Genomic DNA, 16,541 nt, shown 5'->3' on the forward strand with positions numbered 1-16,541 from the left:
GGCTCGGCGTCGGGGTCGCCGTCGGAGTCGTGGTCGTCGGACCACGCGTCGTCCGGCCTCCCCTCCCGCATGCACCCACGGTACGGCGCAGGGCACAAGTCGGTGGGAACGCTCCCGCACCTCCCGTAGCATGGAACACCTGGATCACGGACACCTCACCGCACCGGAAAGGCTCGCCCACAGGGCACCCACATGACTGACCACACCACGGACGTCGCCGCGAACGCCGCCTCCGAGCTGGCGACGGCGAAGCACACGGTGACCGTCCCCAACAGCATCAACATGGTCAGCCTGCTGGGCCCCGGTGACGAGCACCTCGCGCTGATCGAGACCGCGTTCGAGGCCGACGTGCACGTGCGCGGCAACCGGGTGACCCTCGAGGGACCGCCCGCCGAGCTGGCGCTCATCGAGCGGCTGCTCGACGAGCTGGTGACGATCATCCGCACCGGCCAGGGCGTGACCGGCGAGACCGTCGAGCGCGTGCTCGGCATGCTGCGCGCGGAGACCACCGAGCGTCCCGCCGACGTGCTGAGCATGAACATCCTCAGCAACCGCGGCCGCTCGATCCGCCCCAAGACGCTGAACCAGAAGCGCTACGTCGACTCCATCGACAAGCACACGATCACCTTCGGCATCGGACCCGCCGGCACCGGCAAGACCTACCTGGCCATGGCGAAGGCCGTGCAGGCGCTCCAGTCCAAGCAGATCAACCGGATCATCCTCAGCCGACCGGCCGTCGAGGCAGGGGAGCGGCTCGGCTTCCTGCCGGGCACGCTCAGCGAGAAGATCGACCCCTACCTGCGACCCCTCTACGACGCGCTGCACGACATGATCGACCCGGAGTCGATCCCCAAGCTGCTGGCCGCCGGCACGATCGAGGTCGCCCCGCTGGCGTTCCTCCGCGGCCGCTCGCTCAACGACTCCTTCATCGTGCTCGACGAGGCGCAGAACACCACGCCCGAGCAGATGAAGATGTTCCTCACCCGGCTCGGCTTCGGCTCCAAGATCGTGGTCACCGGCGACGTCACGCAGGTCGACCTGCCGTCCGGCCAGAAGTCCGGCCTGCGGGTCGTCCAGGACATCCTCGACGACATCGACGACGTCACCTTCGTGAGGCTGACCAGCCACGACGTCGTGCGGCACCGGCTGGTGGGCCAGATCGTGGCGGCGTACGACGAGCACGACGCGCGGACCGAGCGCCAGGCCCAGCGGCAGTCCGACCGCCGTTCGTGACCACCCGAGCATGAGCATCGAGGTCCTCGACGAGTCGGGGCGTTCGATCGACGTCAAGCACCTCGGCTCGCTGAGCCGGTTCGTGCTCGACCGGATGCGGGTCCACCCGCTGGCGGAGCTGTGCGTCAAGCTCGTCGACGTCGACACGATCACCGAGCTCAACGTGAAGTGGATGGGGGGCGACGGGCCGACCGACGTGCTCGCCTTCCCGATGGACGAGCTGCGCCCGGGCCTGGTCAACGAGGAGCCGGAGGAAGGCATCCTCGGCGACATCATGGTGTGCCCCGAGATCGCCGCGCGCCAGGCCGAGGACGCCGGCCACCCCGTCGAGGCCGAGCTCGAGCTGCTCACGGTGCACGGGATCCTGCACCTCCTGGGCTACGACCACGCCGAGCCGGAGGAGCACAAGGAGATGTTCGGGCTCCAGGACACGCTCCTCGCCGACTGGCGCCGACAACCGGCATGACCGGGAGCGATGCCTGGCTGCTGGTGACCGCCGCCGGCCTGGTCGTGGCCGCCGGGCTCTTCTCCGCGGCCGACGCCGCGCTGACGTCGTTCTCCCGCGCCCGCGCCGTGGAGCTCGCCGAGGAGAACCGTCCGGGCTCACAGCGGCTGCTGCGGCTGCTCGAGGACCCGGCCCGCTACCTCAACACCGCGCTGCTGCTGCGTCTGCTCTGCGAGATCGCGGCGATCGTCCTGGTCACGCGTGAGATCAACGACCTCTTCGGCGGCGACTGGTTCTCCAGCGTCATCGTGACGATCGGCGTGATGCTGGTGGTCTCCTTCGTCGTCATCGGCGTGGCCCCGCGCACCCTCGGGCGTCAGCACAACGAGGTCGTCGCGCTGTGGTCGGCCGCCCCCCTGGCGTTCGTCAACAAGGTGCTCGGGCCCCTGCCGCGGCTGCTGATCCTGGTGGGCAACGCGCTCACGCCCGGCAAGGGGTTCCGCCAGGGGCCGTTCAACACCGAGACCGAGCTCCGCGAGCTCGTCGACATGGCCGAGGCCTCCGCGCTCATCGAGTCCGACGAGCGCAGGATGATCCACTCTGTCTTCGAGCTCGGCGACACCACCGTGCGCGAGGTGATGGTGCCGCGCAACGACGTCGTCTTCGTCGAGCGGCACAAGAACCTGCGGCAGACGATGTCGCTGTTCCTGCGCAGCGGCTTCTCCCGGGTGCCCGTGATCGAAGACAACCTGGATCACATCGTCGGCGTCGTCTACCTCAAGGACCTGGTCCGCCGCGACTTCGAGGCCCCGGACGTCGAGCTCACCCAGCGCGTCGACGAGGTCATGCGCGACGTCTACTGGGTGCCTGAGTCCAAGCCGGTCGACGACCTCCTGCGCGAGATGCAGGCCCGTCGCCAGCACCTCGCGATCGTCGTCGACGAGTACGGCGGCACCGCCGGGCTCATCACCATCGAGGACCTGCTCGAGGAGATCGTCGGGGAGATCACCGACGAGTACGACCCGGACGAGATCGTGACCGAGACGCTCGACGACGGCTCGGTGCGGGTCTCCTCGCGCTACCCGATCGACGACCTCGACGAGCTCTTCGGCTTCGATGTCGACGAGGACGACGTCGACTCCGTCGGTGGCCTGATGGCCAAGCACCTGGGGCTGGTGCCGATCCCCGGCTCCCAGGTGGTCGCGCACGGGCTGCGCTTCACCGCCGAGGACACCGCCGGCCGGCGCAACAAGATCGGCACCGTGCGGATCACCCGGCTCGACCCGGAGCCGGTGCCGAGCACCGGGGAGATCGAGGCCGTCAAGGAGGCCGTCCGTGACTGAGCAGCTCGCCCCCGAGGACCAGAAGCTGGTGACCCTGGCGAAGGCCACCAGGGCCCGCACGGGCGCCGACGAGGGTGCGGCCGTCCGCGACCTCGACGGCCGGACCTACGCCGCCGCCACGGTCGCCCTGCCGTCGTTGTCCGTCTCCGCCCTGGGCGTCTGCGTGGCGATGGCGGTGGCGTCGGGATCCCGGGGCTTGGAGGCAGCGGTCCTCCTCACCGACGCGGGCGCGGTCGGCGCGGACGACCTGGCCGTCCTGCGGGACTTCGCCGGCGTCGGCGTACCGGTGCACGTGGGCGACCCGCGCGGAAGCCTCGGCAGCTCCCAGCGCACGTGACCGAGGACGAGCTCCTCGTCCTGGTCGACGAGCAGTTCCAGCTGACCGGCGCCGAGACGCCGGGCTGGCCTGACCCACACCCGGAGATGGAGCCCCCGGCCGACGAGGAGTACTCCCGGTTGCTCGACCCCGGCAAGTACCGGATCCTGCGCGCCCGGGTCGACGCCTGGCAGAGGGTGCTCGAGTCGCTCCGGGCAGTCACCGTCGGGCCCGTGGACGCGACGAGCGTGCCGCAGCTGCGCCACCTGCCTGCCGAGACGGCGTTCCGTTGGGCACCGACCGCACCGGGCGCGCTCCCGATCATCGTCACCTACCGCTCCATGGCGGACGTCCCGGACACGGTCCTCGAGATCGCGGCGGGCGATCCGCCGCGGCTGCTGACGGCCCAGCCCGAGTGCGGCTGCGACGCCTGCGACGACGGATCCGGGCACCTGCTGCAGCAGGTCGATGAGTTCTTCCTGCACGTGCTGTCCGGGCAGCTGGTCCACGTCGCGCTGCCCGACGGCGTCGTCCGGACGCTGCACCACGGCTGGGAGGCCTCTGGAGAGGTGACCGTCGGCGACCCGGATTGGCTGATCGCCGAGGCACGCGCCGGCACCAGCGCCTACGAGGTGACCCGCGGCAGGCCCTGGTTGTGAGTCAGAAGGTCCAGCGGGTGGCGCCCCCGTCGCCGGTCGTCGCGAGGGCCACCGCGCTCGTGGCGACGATCTTGTAGACGTGCCACGGCGGTCTGCCTGCCGACGGCGCACTGAACTCCGCAGTCAGCGCGGTGCCCGACGCGTCCACGCGGCAGGGCCAGCCTCCTGACGCCCAGACCTCCGCCAGCTCGGACACGACGGCCGGGTCGGTGACCAGCTCGGCGATGCCCTCGACGACGAGGTCGAAGTCGTGGGTCGCGACGGCGAGGGTGCAGCGGGGGTCTCGCGCGACGTTGCGTCCCTTGCGGGTTCCCCGGCCGGTCTCGAACCACCAGGAGCCGTCGTGCCACTGGGCGCCGATCCCCGTGGTGTGCGGCCCGCCGTCTTGGTTGAGCGTCGTGAGCCAGCACGAGTGCCGGTTGGGCCCGCCGGTGTCGGGAGCGAGCGTGAGGCCGGCGTCCAGACCGGCGGTGATCGTCGCCCAGTCGAGCGGGGACAGGCCGTAGAGCTCGGCGAGGTTCGTGGTCTCCATGGACGATCTGACCGGAAACGGTGCCGAAACTCACCGACGGACCGACCGGAGTAATCTGCCGCGGGTGACCCGTGAACGAGGGTGGGCACAGCACGCGCAGGCGGTCGACCGGCTGCGGACGTCGTACGCCGCGATCCCGTCGGGCCAGCCGGTGCGGCTGGCGAAGCGGACCTCCAACCTGTTCCGCTCGCGGGCGGCGAACCAGGCGCCGGGGCTCGACGTCTCCGGCCTGGACGGCGTCATCACCATCGACTTCGAGGCGCGGACGGCGGACGTCCAGGGCATGTGCACCTACGAGCACCTGGTGGACGCGACGCTGCCGCACGGGTTGATCCCGCTCGTGGTGCCGCAGCTGCGGACCATCACGCTCGGCGGCGCGGTGACCGGGCTGGGCATCGAGTCGACCAGCTTCCGCAACGGGCTGCCGCACGAGTCGGTGACCGAGATGGACGTCTTCACCGGAGCCGGTGAGGTGGTCACCGTCGGGCCGGGCGACGCCCTGTTCGACGCCTTCGTCAACTCCTACGGCTCGCTGGGCTACGCCACCCGGCTCCGGATCGCGCTCGAGGCGGTGCCCGGCCTCGTCGCCCTGCGGCACGTCCGCTTCGACGACGCCGGGCTGCTGGCCAAGACGGTCGCGGAGATCTGCGAGACCCGGGAGCACGACGGCCAGCGCGTCGACGGCCTCGACGGTGTCGCGTTCGAGCCGGGGGAGTACTACCTGACCCTGGCGCGCTGGACCGAGGACGGCGACCCCCGGGGGACCAGCGACTACACCGGCCGGCAGATCTACTACCGGTCGCTCCAGGAGCGGGAGACCGATCTCCTGACGATGCACGACTACCTGTGGCGCTGGGACACCGACTGGTTCTGGTGCTCGCGCGCGATGGGTGCCCAGCACCCCGTCGTACGCCGGCTCTGGCCGCGCCGCTACCGGCGCTCGGACGTGTTCCACAAGCTGATCGCCCTCAACGACCGGACCGGGTTCATCGACCGGGTCGACCGGCTCAAGGGCCGGCCGGAGCGGGAGCGGGTGGTCCAGGACGTCGAGGTGCATGTGGAGCGGCTGGAGGAGTTCCTGGACTGGTTCGACCGTGAGGTCGGCATGCGTCCGGTGTGGCTCTGCCCGCTGGTCTCGCCCGGGACGGTCTCCGGTGCGGCCTGGCCGAGCTACCCGCTCCGGCCCCGGACGACGTACGTCAACATCGGGTTCTGGGGGACCGTCCACGTGGGGCCGGACGCCCCCCAGGCGCCGGTCAACCGCGCGATCGAGGCCAAGGTCCACGAGCTGGACGGCCACAAGTCGCTCTACTCCGAGGCCTTCTACGACCGCGAGACCTTCGACCGGCTCTACGGCGGCGCCAACCTGGCGGCGCTCAAGGCCACCTACGACCCCGACGACCGATTACTCACTCTCTACGACAAGGCGGTGCGCAAGCGATGACCCAGACCCTGTCCCGCGTGCTCCCCATCGCGGGTGCGCTCGACTCGCTCCTCAAGGAGCCGCTGGCCGTGCGCTTCACGGCGTACGACGGCAGCTCGACCGGGCCGGAGGACTCGCCCTACCGGCTCCACCTGGCCACCGAGCGTGGCCTCAGCTACCTGCTCACCGCGCCTGGTGACCTCGGCTTCAGCCGGGCCTACGTCGCCGGCGACCTCGAGGTCCACGGCGTCCACCCCGGCGACCCCTACGAGCTGCTCAGGCTGGTGCAGAGCAACCTGTCGTTCCGCCGCCCCTCGCCGGCCGAGGCGGTCGCCATCCTCCGGTCGCTCGGCCTCGGACACCTCAAGCCGGTCGCGCCGCCGCCCCAGGAGTCGCCGTCCCGGCTGCGCCGCACCCTGGAGGGCGTCCGCCACTCGCTCGGCCGTGACGCGGAGGCCATCCACCACCACTACGACGTGTCCAACGCGTTCTACGAGCACGTGCTTGGCCCGTCGATGACCTACACCTGCGCGCTCTACCCGACCGAGACGTCCACCCTCGAGGAGGCGCAGCACGCGAAGTACGACCTGGTCGCCCGCAAGCTCGACCTCCAACCGGGCCAGCGGCTGCTGGACCTCGGCTGCGGTTGGGGCGGGATGGTCAGGCACGCCGCCCGCGAGTACGGCGTCCACGCCCTCGGCGTCACGCTCTCCCGGGAACAGGCGTCGTGGGCGCAGCAGCGAATCAAGGAGGAGGGCCTGGACCACCTCGCCGAGGTCCGGTTCATGGACTACCGGCACGTGGAGGAGACCGGCTTCGACGCCATCTCGTCGATCGGCCTGACCGAGCACATCGGGGTCAAGCAGTACCCGGCGTACTTCGGCTTCATCCGCGACCACCTGCGCCCCCAGGGCCGGTTGCTCAACCACTGCATCACCCGGCACGACAACCGGTTCTACGAGACCGGCGCGTTCCTCGACCGGTACGTGTTCCCCGACGCCGAGCTGATCGGGTCCGGCCGGATCATCACCGAGGTGCAGGACGCCGGCCTCGAGGTGCAGCACTCCGAGAACATCCGGGTCCACTACGCCAAGACCCTGGCCGCCTGGTGCGCCAACCTGGTCGAGCACTGGGACGAGTGCGTCGCCGAGGTCGGCGAGGGCACGGCTCGGGTCTGGGGGCTGTACATGGCCGGCTCCCGGCTGGCCTTCGAGCGCAACGAGATCCAGCTGCACCACGTGCTGGCCACGAAGACCGACGAGAACGGGGTGAGTGGCTACCCGCTGCGGCACACGTTCTGAGGAGCGCCCGGCTCGATCGGGACGGCTCCTGCCTGACCGGCTGGGTGGGAGGTCAGCGCGGATCCTCCACCGCGCTCGAAGCATCCGCTCATGCCGATGAGCGGCCGCTGCGCCGGATTGCTTCGACCCGGAGTTCTTCCTGGACGGCGGCGCTGTCTCGCTCTGACTTGCGACGGAACAGCCAGATACCCATTTCAAGCAACGTGATCACAAGGGCTGCCGCCAAGAGCACGCCTGCGCCCACGACGAACTGGCCAACCTGCACGAGCGACTCACCGTCCGGATCACCGTCTGGCTCCCAGCCTGCTCGCTCGCGCCGACCCCATTCCTGCGCCAGCAAGACAGCGGCGACAAGCGCGGGCGCGGAAAGCAGCAAGACCCGCAGAAGTACGCCACCGCTCTTGTGAGCCACGGTCTGAGCGTATGCGCGAATCGTCCGCTACTGCCGCGTTTCGGTCGTGCGGCTAGGCAGCCGAGGCCTCGGTCAGAGAGTCGAGGTCGAGTACCCGCACCGTGCCCGCCTCATGACGAGCGGCGAGCGACCACACGGTGGTGGCGCTCGGCGCACCGGGAAGTTGCACAAGACCCTCACCGGCGACATGGAAGTGACCGTGCGCGAGGAACATGGGTTGGACACCGAGAACGGCTCGGGTGATCTTGGCTAACCCCTCGTCGGCGTAGGCCAGGGAGGACTCGGGCCATTCCATCGGGTTGTCGCTGGCGTTGCGTCGAAGGACCTCATGAACCTCGGGCGTGCAGTACGGGGCAAGCGGGCTGTCGTGAGTCAGCATCACGTCCGCGTGGCCACCGGCGATCGTGGCGTCGACGTGCTCGTCAAGGAGCACCTCTGAGGGCCACCAGTCCACACCCTCAGTCAACAGGTGACGGTTGATGGAGGGCGCTCCGCCGAGAGCGACGAAGGAACGTCCACCGAGATTCCAGCGGTGTCCGCGCGGCAGCAACGTGACGTGTTCCGCCACTTCGATGGGCTTGAGGCCTCCGTCTTCGTCGATCCACCTTGAGGTACTCCAGAGACGGTCCAGTTCAGCCCAGTTCTCATGGTTGCCGTTGGTGCAGAACAGCCTCAGGTCGTACCGGGTACACACTGAGTCGATCGCGGCCAGATACGCCTCCGGATCGGGTCCCATCCCAAACCGGAGGTCACCCAGTTGATAGGCGACCCGCACATCGCCACGCTCGCCAAGGACTTCGAGCCAGCGAACGGCTGCATTGCGTTCGCCTTCGAGGTCACCTACGAGTCCGATCAGCATGGCCGACAGTGTGCATGGGAAGCATTCGGATCTGCCGCGGAGCGGCCGTCCGATCATTCGTGGACCTAGGCTCCGGTCATGGGTTTGGCCGAGAGGCGCAGCGCGCTCGAGATGCCTCCCTGCCGCTAGCCCATCGCGTCGGGGCGTTGACGTCTTGCATCGAGTTCGCCCGGCCGATCGGGTTCAACGCCACCTGGTCGTACCTCGAAGCAGCAACAGGCTTGAGCCGGCGTGAGCCCGAGTTCGTCGCACAGGCAATTGAGCTCCTGCACCTCGAGCGAACGAAGCACCTTGCCCTGGAGCAGCACTACGCAGGGCTCCGCCGCGGCCAGAAGGCAGCTGGCCTGCGGTTTCCGCCTCGCTGCGACGCTTCACCTCGAAGTCCTGCACGGTGGCACGGGGACGAACGGAAAGGCGCGCGTCACGCTCTCAAGTTCAGCCGGCATGCGAGCAACGAACTGGCCGCGCATCCGTTGGGTCTGTTGGCCCATTCCGCTGCTACGGACGCACTCCACGGGGACGAACCCGGTGACCTCGAAGCCCTGGAGCGGGCTCTGTCCTGGGCTCGGCGCCAGACCCATGTAGTCGGCTGGGAGTCGGACCCGGAGGAGTACCGGGTGGCGGCAGATGTCCAGCGCCTACTTGGTCAGGTGTACCTGCTCACACGGGGTGTGCCCGCGGTCGGTGCGCCGTGGCACTTCCATGCACCTGGCGCGTAGCGCCAACCCTCCGCTCATGCCGCGGACGATGCTGAGCTTTCGCGGCGTTCACCGGTGGTCGACCGGCCTCAGAAACTAGTCTCTCATCGTGATTCTGCGGGATGAGACCGGTGCCATCGCTGGCTCGCTCATGGAGTGCCCGCACTGCGAGGGCTACCAGAACCATCCCGTCGCGCAGCTCGAGCCTAAGCCGACCTTTCAGTGCTCGGACTGTCACGCGATGTTCTGCAACGCCGACTGACGCGCCGTCCTCACACGCCGCGGACAGTGCGGTCCCATAGGGTCCTCGGCGTTTGATCGATCGATCGATCAAACGCCCGGACTGCCGCCAAGAGTGCGCTCGCAGACGCACGCGCCTGCCGCGAAGCGGCCGTTCGATCATGGCTCCCCTCTGTGTCAAGACGCAGCGGGCAAGGGCGTTCTAGGCTGTGTTCTTGACGGGCTCCGGTGTGGCTTATCCGAAGAGCTGGTGTGGGGTTGTGAGCCGGCCGCGCTGGAGTCAGAGTCGTTGCCCCGGTGCCCACCCGAGCCCGTCACCTTCCTCACCACGGCGTCGTCGAGCATGGTCCGGAAGACGATGTCGGACAACCGGCGTTTCAGGCACCGCATCGCTTCGTTCGAGGACTTCCCGGCGGCCTTCTTGCCGTCGAAGTAGTCGCGCCCCAGTCCCGGGTTCCGCAGCTGCACGACGGCCATGATGTGCAGGGTCCGGTTGATCTGCCGGTTCCCGGCCCGCGACAGCCGGTGCCGGACCACGTCACCGGACGAGGCGTCGATGGGTGCGGTGCCATTCCAGGACGCGAAGTGGCCGCGGTCGGGGAACCTGGTGACGTCACCGACCTCGACCAACAGTCGGGCCGCGCCGGACGGTCCGATGCCGGGCAGGTCCAACAGCGACGTGCCGGTCGCGGCGACCAGGTCGCGCAGCTCTTTGTTGGCGGCCTTCTTGCGGGCATAGATCCGTTCCAAGTCGCCGACCAGCTCGGCCGCCACCCGACGTCGGGTCTTCCCAGCGATGTCTCGTGGGCGCACGGTGGCGAGGAGCTTCTTGGCCTGGGCCGCGGACAGGTCCCGCTTGGCACCGCCGGGGATCAGCTCGAGCAGCATGGCGTGCAGCTGACTGACCTTCCGCGAGTGCTCCTCACCCAGCGACCGGCGCCGGTCTACCAGGACCCGCAGCATGGCCAGCTGCTCGTCGTCGACGACCTGGCGTAGCCCCGTCATCCGGGTCCCGACCAGGGCCACGGAGTGGGCTTCGGTAGCGTCGGTCTTACGGCCTTGACCGGTGGCGAACACCCGCGCCCGAGCACTGAGCTTGGGTGGCACATCGACGACCTGCTCGCCGGCAGCAAGCAGCCGGACCGCGATGTGGTGACCGATCCCGTTGCACCCCTCGACCGCCCACACCCGCAGGTCCGGGTCGGGCTGGATGCCGTTGACGTAACGCCTCATCTCGGCAAGACCCACCGCATCGGTCCCGAACCGGCCCTTGCCAACCACGTCCTCGTTGGCGGTCATCACCTCGATCGTGGCCGACCGCTTGTGCGGATCCATCCCCACAACCACACGTTCTGCTTGCTCTTGCATGCACCGCTCCGATCCTCGATTCCAGTAGGTCGTCGAGTCGGGCGGGCAACGCTACTTCGAGCAGGGCAGACCCCTCTTGAGCCTCTTCCGACTCTGCGGTGCCCGGCCCGCGCACGCCATGATTGAGCCACACGGGAACCTCACCTCGAACTGGTTCAGGTCAGCGTGGGCAGCCGCGTAGTGAGCGACGAACCGGACACCTGGACCGACACTTGCCAGCCCCGGTCCTGAGGTCAATACAACAAGTAGCCGCTGAGCGGCTCGAGGGGGGTTACGCAGGCAACCGTCTGGCGGCCAGGCTTCGTCGCATGGGCATGACGTTCAGGACGCTCAGGACAACCGCTGCCTGCTGTGTCGTCGTGTTCGCGCTCGACTCGTGCAGCGCAAACGATTCGTCAGGGCCCTCCGGCGCGCCTTCGCCATCCACGGCACCGACTTCGGCTGGGGACCAGGCCGACAACGCCGCCGAGTGTCCCCAGGGGATCCCAGAGGCCACAGCCTCGTCGACTCCCCGCACTGTGGAGCAAATGGACGCCGTGACCGAGCCTCACGAGGTGAGATGGAGCCGGGACTATCCGGCTATCGCAGGCATCAGCTTTCGACCGGAAACCGGGTCGATCGTCCTGGACATCGTTGGCGTAACAGACGCGGAGGCTGCGGGCATCTGTCGAGAACTACGTGACTCAAGCGACCTCAAGGGCATCACCGTTGCCTACATCTCCTACGGCGAAGACAGCAGCATCTTTCCCAGTTGACTCGTGCGCGCAACCGTCTCGCTCATGGCACGGAGCGGCTGTCCGATCATGGCTCGGGCCGGCCGTCCGATCGCTAGCACTTCACGACGCTTGTGATCGAGCGACTAGCGCGACCTAAGGATCAGATCGAGCACAGCCGAGACGATCCGCGAGAGGCGCCCTTCATGGCGCCTTGCCGTCTCCTCTCCGGCATGAGCGGCACTCAAGCGGTCCAGAGGCTGAAAGTCTGATTCCCGGTGTGACTCCGCCATACTGGATGTTAGCGATCGTCCGCTCATGCCACGGAGCGGCCGTCGGATCAGCCCTCGGTGTTGCGCGCGGTCTTCCTCGGCCTACGTGCGGCGGGTGAAGCGGATCCTGCCGTTGGGCAGGCGTTGGTGGGTGTAGCGGGGATCGTGGACGAGGCGATGGGCCGGCGGACAGAGCATCCAGCCGTCCCGGTTGGTCTCACCTCCTTCCGACCAGGCGTCCGGGTGGTGCATCTGGGTGAAGGCGGGCGGGCAGTCGTGCCCCTCGGCGATGCAACCGCCCTGCTCGATGGTGGCCACGATGCGTTGCGCCTTCGAGTGCAGGCGCCTCGACCTGCCGAGGTCGAGGACCTCGCTCGGGCCGCCGAGGACGGCGGGGACGATGCCGGCCTCGCACGCGATGCGCCGGGCGAGGCCAGGTGACATGAGCTCGCCGGTGTCGAGCTTGGCGGCCTTGAGGCCATCCATCAGCGTCTCGTAGGGCAAGAGGACCACGACGGTGGCGTTGAGGCCGCCTGCGTCGGGGAGCTTCTGGGTGGGGTAGCGGCGGACGAACTCGGCGAACGCCTCGCCGAGCCGTTCCGCGGTCGGCTTGCGCTCACCCAGCGGGCCCTGGGCGGCGCGGTGCTTCGGCGACGAGAGCGCGAACATCGCCTTCTTGAAGCACGCGCCGGAGTAGCCGTCGAGGTCGAACTTGCCGCGGACCCGGCCGTCCCGGGTGTCCCAGACGTACAGCCGGTTCGCCTCCTCGTCCTCGGCAGCCGACCTGGCCAGCTGCTTGGCGAGATGGGCATCCGCCACCTCGGGCGCGACGTACTCCAGGACTGCCTGACCCAGTGCGGTCAGTGCCTGGGCGTCGTGCCCTGCCGCGTGCTCGATCAGGAACGTCTCGGCCTTCGTCGCGAGCTCGGGGTCGAGGTCGGCGGGCAGCTTGTCGAGGCTGCGGAGGATCGCCTCGGCCTGCTCGACCTTCAGCACGCCGCCGCTCAACGCCGTGTCGGTCAGCGAGTGCGCCTCGAGACCCTCGGCCAGGTAGGCACGCCGGTGCCCGGTTCGCCGGTTGACCCGGCTGGTCCGGGCGTCCCACGCCGCGACCGAGCGAGCCCCGATGTCCCCGGGCAGGTCCAGGGTCTTGGCCTGCCGCAGCACCCGCGACCGCAACGCGGCGGCCTGCGCCTCCAACGCGTCCGCCTCTGCCAGAGCCACGGTGACCTCCGGCCCGGCCATCGACCAGACCGGCGCGTCCTGCACCTCGGCCAGCGCGCCGCGCGCAGCCGCCAGCGCCGCGATCACGCGGTGCGGGTGCTGGGCCACTGCTGTCATGGCCTCAGCACACCCGCCACCACGGACGCCCGCCGCGAGCACTGTGGAGAACGCGCACAACGGGCGGGCTGTGGACACGAAGTGGCCAGTGCCCCTGCGAATGTGTGGGGGATCCCCTCCCTGACTACGGTTGAGCGGTGAGCACGAGGGCCCGGCAGCACGACGCGCAGGTGCTGCGCCGCGAGCAGCTGTCGCCACACCTGGTCCGGCTGACGCTCGCGGTCGACGGCTTTGCGAGCACCGGGGTGCCGGACGAGTGGGTCGGGCTGGTGGTGCCGGGGCAGTTCCAGGTCCGCTACTACACGGTGCGGTCGCACGGCGCCGGAGCCGACGGGCGGGGCGAGCTGGTCCTGGACGTCGTCGTCCACGAGGTCGGCCTGGTCACCGAGTGGGCCTCTCGTGACGTCGTCGGTGACACCGTGGTGGTCACCGAGCCGAAGGGGTCCTTCGCCCTGCCGGGCGACGCGGCCTGGCTGATGCTGGTCGGCGACCTCACCGCGATGCCCGCGATGGCGCGGATCGCCGAGACCACCGAGCTGCCGACCCGGATCTGGGCGCAGGTTCCTGACCTCGAGCTGCACCAGGGCTACCTGCCCGACCGGGCCGAGGTCACCTGGCTCGACGACGAAGCGGCGCTCGCCGACGTCGTGGCCGGTCTCGACTGGCCGGACACCCCCGGCTACTTCTGGATGGCGGGGGAGTCGGCCGACATGCGGGCGATCCGCAAGCACCTGATGCGCGACCGGAAGCTCCCGGCGACGGCGTACGACGTCATGGGCTACTGGCGCAGGGCCGCCCAGCGGCAGCCGCGGGCCGTCGACCCCGGCCCCATCTACCGCGCGGGCAAGGCCCAGGGCCTGTCCGACGAGGAGATCTGGCAGAGGTACGACGAGGCCCAGCACCAAGGAGCGCAGTCGTGACTGAAGCGCACCGGAGCGGGTTCGCGTCGTTCGTCGGCCGTCCCAACGCCGGCAAGTCGACGTTGACCAACGCGCTGGTGGGCTCCAAGGTCGCCATCACCTCCGACAAGCCGCAGACCACCCGCACCGTCATCCGCGGGATCGTGCACCGACCGGACGCGCAGCTGATCCTCGTCGACACCCCCGGGCTGCACCGGCCTCGCACGCTGCTCGGTGAGCGGCTCAACGACCTCGTCCGCACGACCTGGGCCGAGGTGGACGTCGTCGCGGTCTGCTTCCCGGCCAACGAGAAGATCGGACCGGGCGACCGGTTCATCGTCGGCGAGCTCGCGAAGGTGCGGAAGACGACGAAGATCGCGGTGGCCACAAAGACCGACCTCGCCGCCCCGGAGCGGATCGGCGCGCACCTGCTCGACATCGCCGCGCTCGGCACCGACACCGGGACCGAGTGGGCCGAGATCGTCCCGGTCTCGGCGGTCAGCGCCAACGAACAACACAGCCAGGTCCAGCTCCTCGCCGACCTGCTGGTCGGTCTGCTGCCCGAGGGGCCGCCCCTGTACCCCGAAGGCGACCTCACCGACGCACCTGAGGAGACGCTGGTCGCCGAGCTCATCCGCGAGGCGGCGCTCGAGGGCGTCCGGGACGAGCTCCCGCACTCGATCGCCGTGGTCGTCGAGGAGATGCGGCCCCGGGAGGGCCGCCCGGCCGACAAGCCGCTGCTCGACATCCACGCCAACCTCTACCTCGAGCGCGACTCCCAGAAGGGGATCATCATCGGGCACAAGGGCGCCCGGCTCCGCGACGTCGGCACCCGGGCCCGCGCCCAGATCGAGGCGCTGCTCGGCACCCCGGTCTACCTGGACCTGCACGTCAAGATCGCCAAGGACTGGCAGCGGGACCCGCGCCAGCTCAGGAAGCTGGGGTTCTGATGCCCTCGTCGCCGATACCCGCCCCTCTCGCCGCCTGGCACGCCGTCGCCGAGGCCCGCGACCCCGCCGGGCTGGACGCGCTGCTGCACGACGACTGCGTCTTCCGCTCGCCCGCCGTGCACACGCCGCAGGAGGGCAAGGAGCTCACCACGGCGTACCTCTCCGCCGCAATCGTCGTCCTCGGTCCGACCCTCTCCTACAGACACGAGTGGTACGACGCCTCGTCGGCCGTGCTCGAGTTCGAGGCCGAGCTCGACGGGCTGACCATCCACGGCATCGACATGATGCGGTGGGACGAGGACGGGCGGCTGACCGAGTTCACGGTCATGGTGCGCCCGTTCAAGGCGCTCCAGAAGGTGATGGAGAAGATGGTGGCCGAGCTCCTCGGGTGAGCTCCGCTGAGGTCCGCCCAGCCTCACGCCTCGTCGGTCGTCGCCGTGTCCGGGGCCCAGCACCGGCCGTAGGTCTGGCCGGCCGCCCACTGCTCGGCGGTGGGCCACTCGTAGCCCCACTCGTAGTCGAGCGCGTCCTCCGCGACCTCGCGGCCCGCGTCCTCGCACGTTGCCTGGCCGGCGGCGCGAGCCCGCTTCTCCCCGGGGTAGTCCCGGCCTGGCAGGTCGACGACCTGGATGGCCCGCCAGGCGTGGTCCTCGCGACAGAGGACCCGCTCGAAGGCCGGGTCGTCCGGGGCCGCCGTGCCGCACATGCCGTAGGCATCCACCGCGCCGGCGTCGGCCAGCGCCTGCTCGAGCGAGCCACGGACGCGCGCGAGCCGGTCGTCCCCGGCCACCGCCACGACGTCGCAGCGGTACCAGTTCGCTCCCGCGTCGGACTGCTCGAGGCTCGGTGTGAACCAGACCGCTCGCAGCATGCTGAGGCGCAGCACCTCGTCGGTCGTGCCCAGGAACGCCGCGAGCTTGCGCGGGCAGGTCTGCGCCACCTGCTCCTGGACGCGGGCGGAGTCCACCGCCACCAGGTGTCCGTCGACGACCGTGCGGAGCTGTCCCACGGCGTAGGTCTGCCCGGTGTGTGGCGTCCGGCACCCGACGATCCGGTCGCTGTCCGTGGGGGCCAGCGCCTCGTCGAAGGTGAGCCGACGGCACTCCAGCCGCTTCGGCTCGGGCGGCGGGGGCGCCGCGGTCGGCGGGGCTGTCGTGGGCGCCGCGGACGGCGTCGTACCCGTCCCGGGGTCGTCGCCGGAGCAGCTCGTCAGCCCGAGGGCGACGACGAGCAGCAGGCCGAGGAGGCGGCTCACGCCGAGGTCTTCGCCCAGCAGACCGAACGACGGTTGCCGGCCTTCCACTCGGCCTCGTGGAACCAGGTGTAGCCGAAGTCGTACTCCGGCGGGTAGCCGAGCCACGCGCCGACCGAGTCCGAGCAGTAGTCGCGCGTGGTGACCTCGACGAGCCGGTCACCGGGATAGGGGTCGTCCGGCTGGCCGACCTTGATCGTGGTGACCGCACGCCAGGTGTGCGGCTCGGTGCACGGGATCTTGGGGGCGGACTGCACCGAGTCGCCGTTGACGCACACCATCCAC

Annotated in this window: 18 protein-coding genes; 11 read left to right on the top strand and 7 right to left on the bottom strand. The window is 69.7% G+C overall.

Features of this window, described 5'->3' with window-relative positions; genetic code table 11:
- The first annotated feature begins 282 nt into the window (after nt 1–282).
- From JHD21_RS12655 to JHD21_RS12675, 5 genes are read left to right on the top strand one after another with little or no spacing between them, the layout of a single operon-like run.
- Complete coding sequence (locus JHD21_RS12655; RefSeq protein WP_365696046.1) at nt 283–1,233, top strand: PhoH family protein; 951 nt, start codon at nt 283–285, stop codon at nt 1,231–1,233.
- A 10-nt stretch (nt 1,234–1,243) separates the two neighbouring features.
- Nucleotides 1,244–1,699 carry an rRNA maturation RNase YbeY gene (gene ybeY, locus JHD21_RS12660; protein ID WP_292675714.1) on the top strand — a complete coding sequence of 152 codons (456 nt, stop codon included), beginning with the start codon at nt 1,244–1,246 and terminating at the stop codon, nt 1,697–1,699.
- Nucleotides 1,696–3,021 (top strand): hemolysin family protein, encoded by a 1,326-nt coding sequence (locus tag JHD21_RS12665; RefSeq protein ID WP_292675716.1) that lies wholly within the window; start codon nt 1,696–1,698, stop codon nt 3,019–3,021. Before ybeY ends, JHD21_RS12665 begins: the two co-directional genes overlap by 4 nt.
- Nucleotides 3,014–3,358, top strand: a complete 345-nt coding sequence (locus JHD21_RS12670; RefSeq protein ID WP_292675720.1) for a cytidine deaminase — start codon at nt 3,014–3,016, stop codon at nt 3,356–3,358. Before JHD21_RS12665 ends, JHD21_RS12670 begins: the two co-directional genes overlap by 8 nt.
- Complete coding sequence (locus JHD21_RS12675; protein ID WP_292675723.1) at nt 3,355–3,996, top strand: DUF6226 family protein; 642 nt, start codon at nt 3,355–3,357, stop codon at nt 3,994–3,996. The genes JHD21_RS12670 and JHD21_RS12675 overlap by 4 nt, the downstream gene beginning before the upstream one ends.
- Before the next feature lies 1 nt (nt 3,997).
- On the opposite strand, the gene JHD21_RS12680 is transcribed toward JHD21_RS12675, so the two are convergent.
- Entirely contained in the window at nt 3,998–4,528 is a 531-nt protein-coding gene (locus JHD21_RS12680; protein WP_292675726.1) for a pyridoxamine 5'-phosphate oxidase family protein, read from the bottom strand.
- A 64-nt stretch (nt 4,529–4,592) separates the two neighbouring features.
- Between JHD21_RS12680 and JHD21_RS12685 the strand changes: the two genes are divergently transcribed.
- Complete coding sequence (locus tag JHD21_RS12685) at nt 4,593–5,972, top strand: FAD-binding oxidoreductase (protein WP_292675729.1); 1,380 nt, start codon at nt 4,593–4,595, stop codon at nt 5,970–5,972.
- Nucleotides 5,969–7,252, top strand: coding sequence for a cyclopropane-fatty-acyl-phospholipid synthase family protein (locus tag JHD21_RS12690; RefSeq protein ID WP_292675731.1), 1,284 nt, complete (start codon nt 5,969–5,971; stop codon nt 7,250–7,252). The genes JHD21_RS12685 and JHD21_RS12690 overlap by 4 nt, the downstream gene beginning before the upstream one ends.
- Nucleotides 7,253–7,340: 88 nt before the next feature.
- On the opposite strand, the gene JHD21_RS12695 is transcribed toward JHD21_RS12690, so the two are convergent.
- From JHD21_RS12695 to JHD21_RS12705, 3 genes are all read right to left on the bottom strand, one after another.
- Nucleotides 7,341–7,664, bottom strand: a complete 324-nt coding sequence (locus JHD21_RS12695; RefSeq protein WP_292675733.1) for a hypothetical protein — start codon at nt 7,662–7,664, stop codon at nt 7,341–7,343.
- 52 nt (nt 7,665–7,716) lie between these two features.
- Nucleotides 7,717–8,523 (bottom strand): metallophosphoesterase, encoded by an 807-nt coding sequence (locus tag JHD21_RS12700; RefSeq protein ID WP_292675736.1) that lies wholly within the window; start codon nt 8,521–8,523, stop codon nt 7,717–7,719.
- A gap of 1,115 nt (nt 8,524–9,638) precedes the next feature.
- On the bottom strand, nt 9,639–10,796 hold the full coding sequence (locus JHD21_RS12705) for an IS110 family transposase (RefSeq protein ID WP_292675739.1): 1,158 nt from the start codon (nt 10,794–10,796) through the stop codon (nt 9,639–9,641).
- A 560-nt stretch (nt 10,797–11,356) separates the two neighbouring features.
- Between JHD21_RS12705 and JHD21_RS12710 the strand changes: the two genes are divergently transcribed.
- Complete coding sequence (locus JHD21_RS12710) at nt 11,357–11,584, top strand: hypothetical protein (protein ID WP_292675742.1); 228 nt, start codon at nt 11,357–11,359, stop codon at nt 11,582–11,584.
- Between the two features lie 332 nt (nt 11,585–11,916).
- Here the strand turns inward: JHD21_RS12710 and JHD21_RS12715 are convergent, their stop codons facing one another.
- On the bottom strand, nt 11,917–13,155 hold the full coding sequence (locus JHD21_RS12715; RefSeq protein WP_292675745.1) for a DUF222 domain-containing protein: 1,239 nt from the start codon (nt 13,153–13,155) through the stop codon (nt 11,917–11,919).
- Between the two features lie 137 nt (nt 13,156–13,292).
- Between JHD21_RS12715 and JHD21_RS12720 the strand changes: the two genes are divergently transcribed.
- Genes JHD21_RS12720 through JHD21_RS12730 form a run of 3 tightly spaced genes read left to right on the top strand, consistent with a single transcriptional unit; the run spans nt 13,293 to nt 15,396 of the window.
- The gene (locus JHD21_RS12720) at nt 13,293–14,075 is read left to right on the top strand and encodes a siderophore-interacting protein (RefSeq protein WP_292675748.1); all 783 of its coding nucleotides are present in this window, start codon (nt 13,293–13,295) and stop codon (nt 14,073–14,075) included.
- Nucleotides 14,072–15,004 carry a GTPase Era gene (era, locus tag JHD21_RS12725; RefSeq protein ID WP_292675750.1) on the top strand — a complete coding sequence of 311 codons (933 nt, stop codon included), beginning with the start codon at nt 14,072–14,074 and terminating at the stop codon, nt 15,002–15,004. Before JHD21_RS12720 ends, era begins: the two co-directional genes overlap by 4 nt.
- Complete coding sequence (locus tag JHD21_RS12730; protein ID WP_292675754.1) at nt 15,004–15,396, top strand: nuclear transport factor 2 family protein; 393 nt, start codon at nt 15,004–15,006, stop codon at nt 15,394–15,396. The genes era and JHD21_RS12730 overlap by 1 nt, the downstream gene beginning before the upstream one ends.
- A gap of 23 nt (nt 15,397–15,419) precedes the next feature.
- Here JHD21_RS12730 and JHD21_RS12735 read toward each other — a convergent pair whose 3' ends face one another.
- Nucleotides 15,420–16,259 (bottom strand): septum formation family protein, encoded by an 840-nt coding sequence (locus JHD21_RS12735; protein WP_292675756.1) that lies wholly within the window; start codon nt 16,257–16,259, stop codon nt 15,420–15,422.
- Nucleotides 16,256–16,541, bottom strand: a 286-nt coding sequence (locus tag JHD21_RS12740) for a septum formation family protein (RefSeq protein ID WP_292675760.1), incomplete at its 5' end; no start/stop codon positions are given. The genes JHD21_RS12735 and JHD21_RS12740, both read right to left, overlap by 4 nt.

Source organism: Nocardioides sp., from assembly GCF_016462705.1.
Classification (GTDB): Bacteria; Actinomycetota; Actinomycetes; order Propionibacteriales; family Nocardioidaceae; genus Nocardioides.

Bases quoted from the DNA above. Each gene is read 5' to 3' on its own strand.
- JHD21_RS12710 (WP_292675742.1), top strand. From the start codon at position 11,357: ATGGACGCCGTGACCGAGCCTCACGAGGTGAGATGGAGCCGGGACTAT.
- JHD21_RS12730 (WP_292675754.1), top strand. From the start codon at position 15,004: ATGCCCTCGTCGCCGATACCCGCCCCTCTCGCCGCCTGGCACGCCGTC.
- JHD21_RS12700 (WP_292675736.1), bottom strand. From the start codon at position 8,523: ATGCTGATCGGACTCGTAGGTGACCTCGAAGGCGAACGCAATGCAGCC.
- JHD21_RS12705 (WP_292675739.1), bottom strand. From the start codon at position 10,796: ATGGATCCGCACAAGCGGTCGGCCACGATCGAGGTGATGACCGCCAAC.
- JHD21_RS12665 (WP_292675716.1), top strand. From the start codon at position 1,696: ATGACCGGGAGCGATGCCTGGCTGCTGGTGACCGCCGCCGGCCTGGTC.
- JHD21_RS12715 (WP_292675745.1), bottom strand. From the start codon at position 13,155: ATGACAGCAGTGGCCCAGCACCCGCACCGCGTGATCGCGGCGCTGGCG.
- JHD21_RS12680 (WP_292675726.1), bottom strand. From the start codon at position 4,528: ATGGAGACCACGAACCTCGCCGAGCTCTACGGCCTGTCCCCGCTCGAC.
- JHD21_RS12690 (WP_292675731.1), top strand. From the start codon at position 5,969: ATGACCCAGACCCTGTCCCGCGTGCTCCCCATCGCGGGTGCGCTCGAC.
- ybeY (WP_292675714.1), top strand. From the start codon at position 1,244: ATGAGCATCGAGGTCCTCGACGAGTCGGGGCGTTCGATCGACGTCAAG.
- JHD21_RS12655 (WP_365696046.1), top strand. From the start codon at position 283: ATGGTCAGCCTGCTGGGCCCCGGTGACGAGCACCTCGCGCTGATCGAG.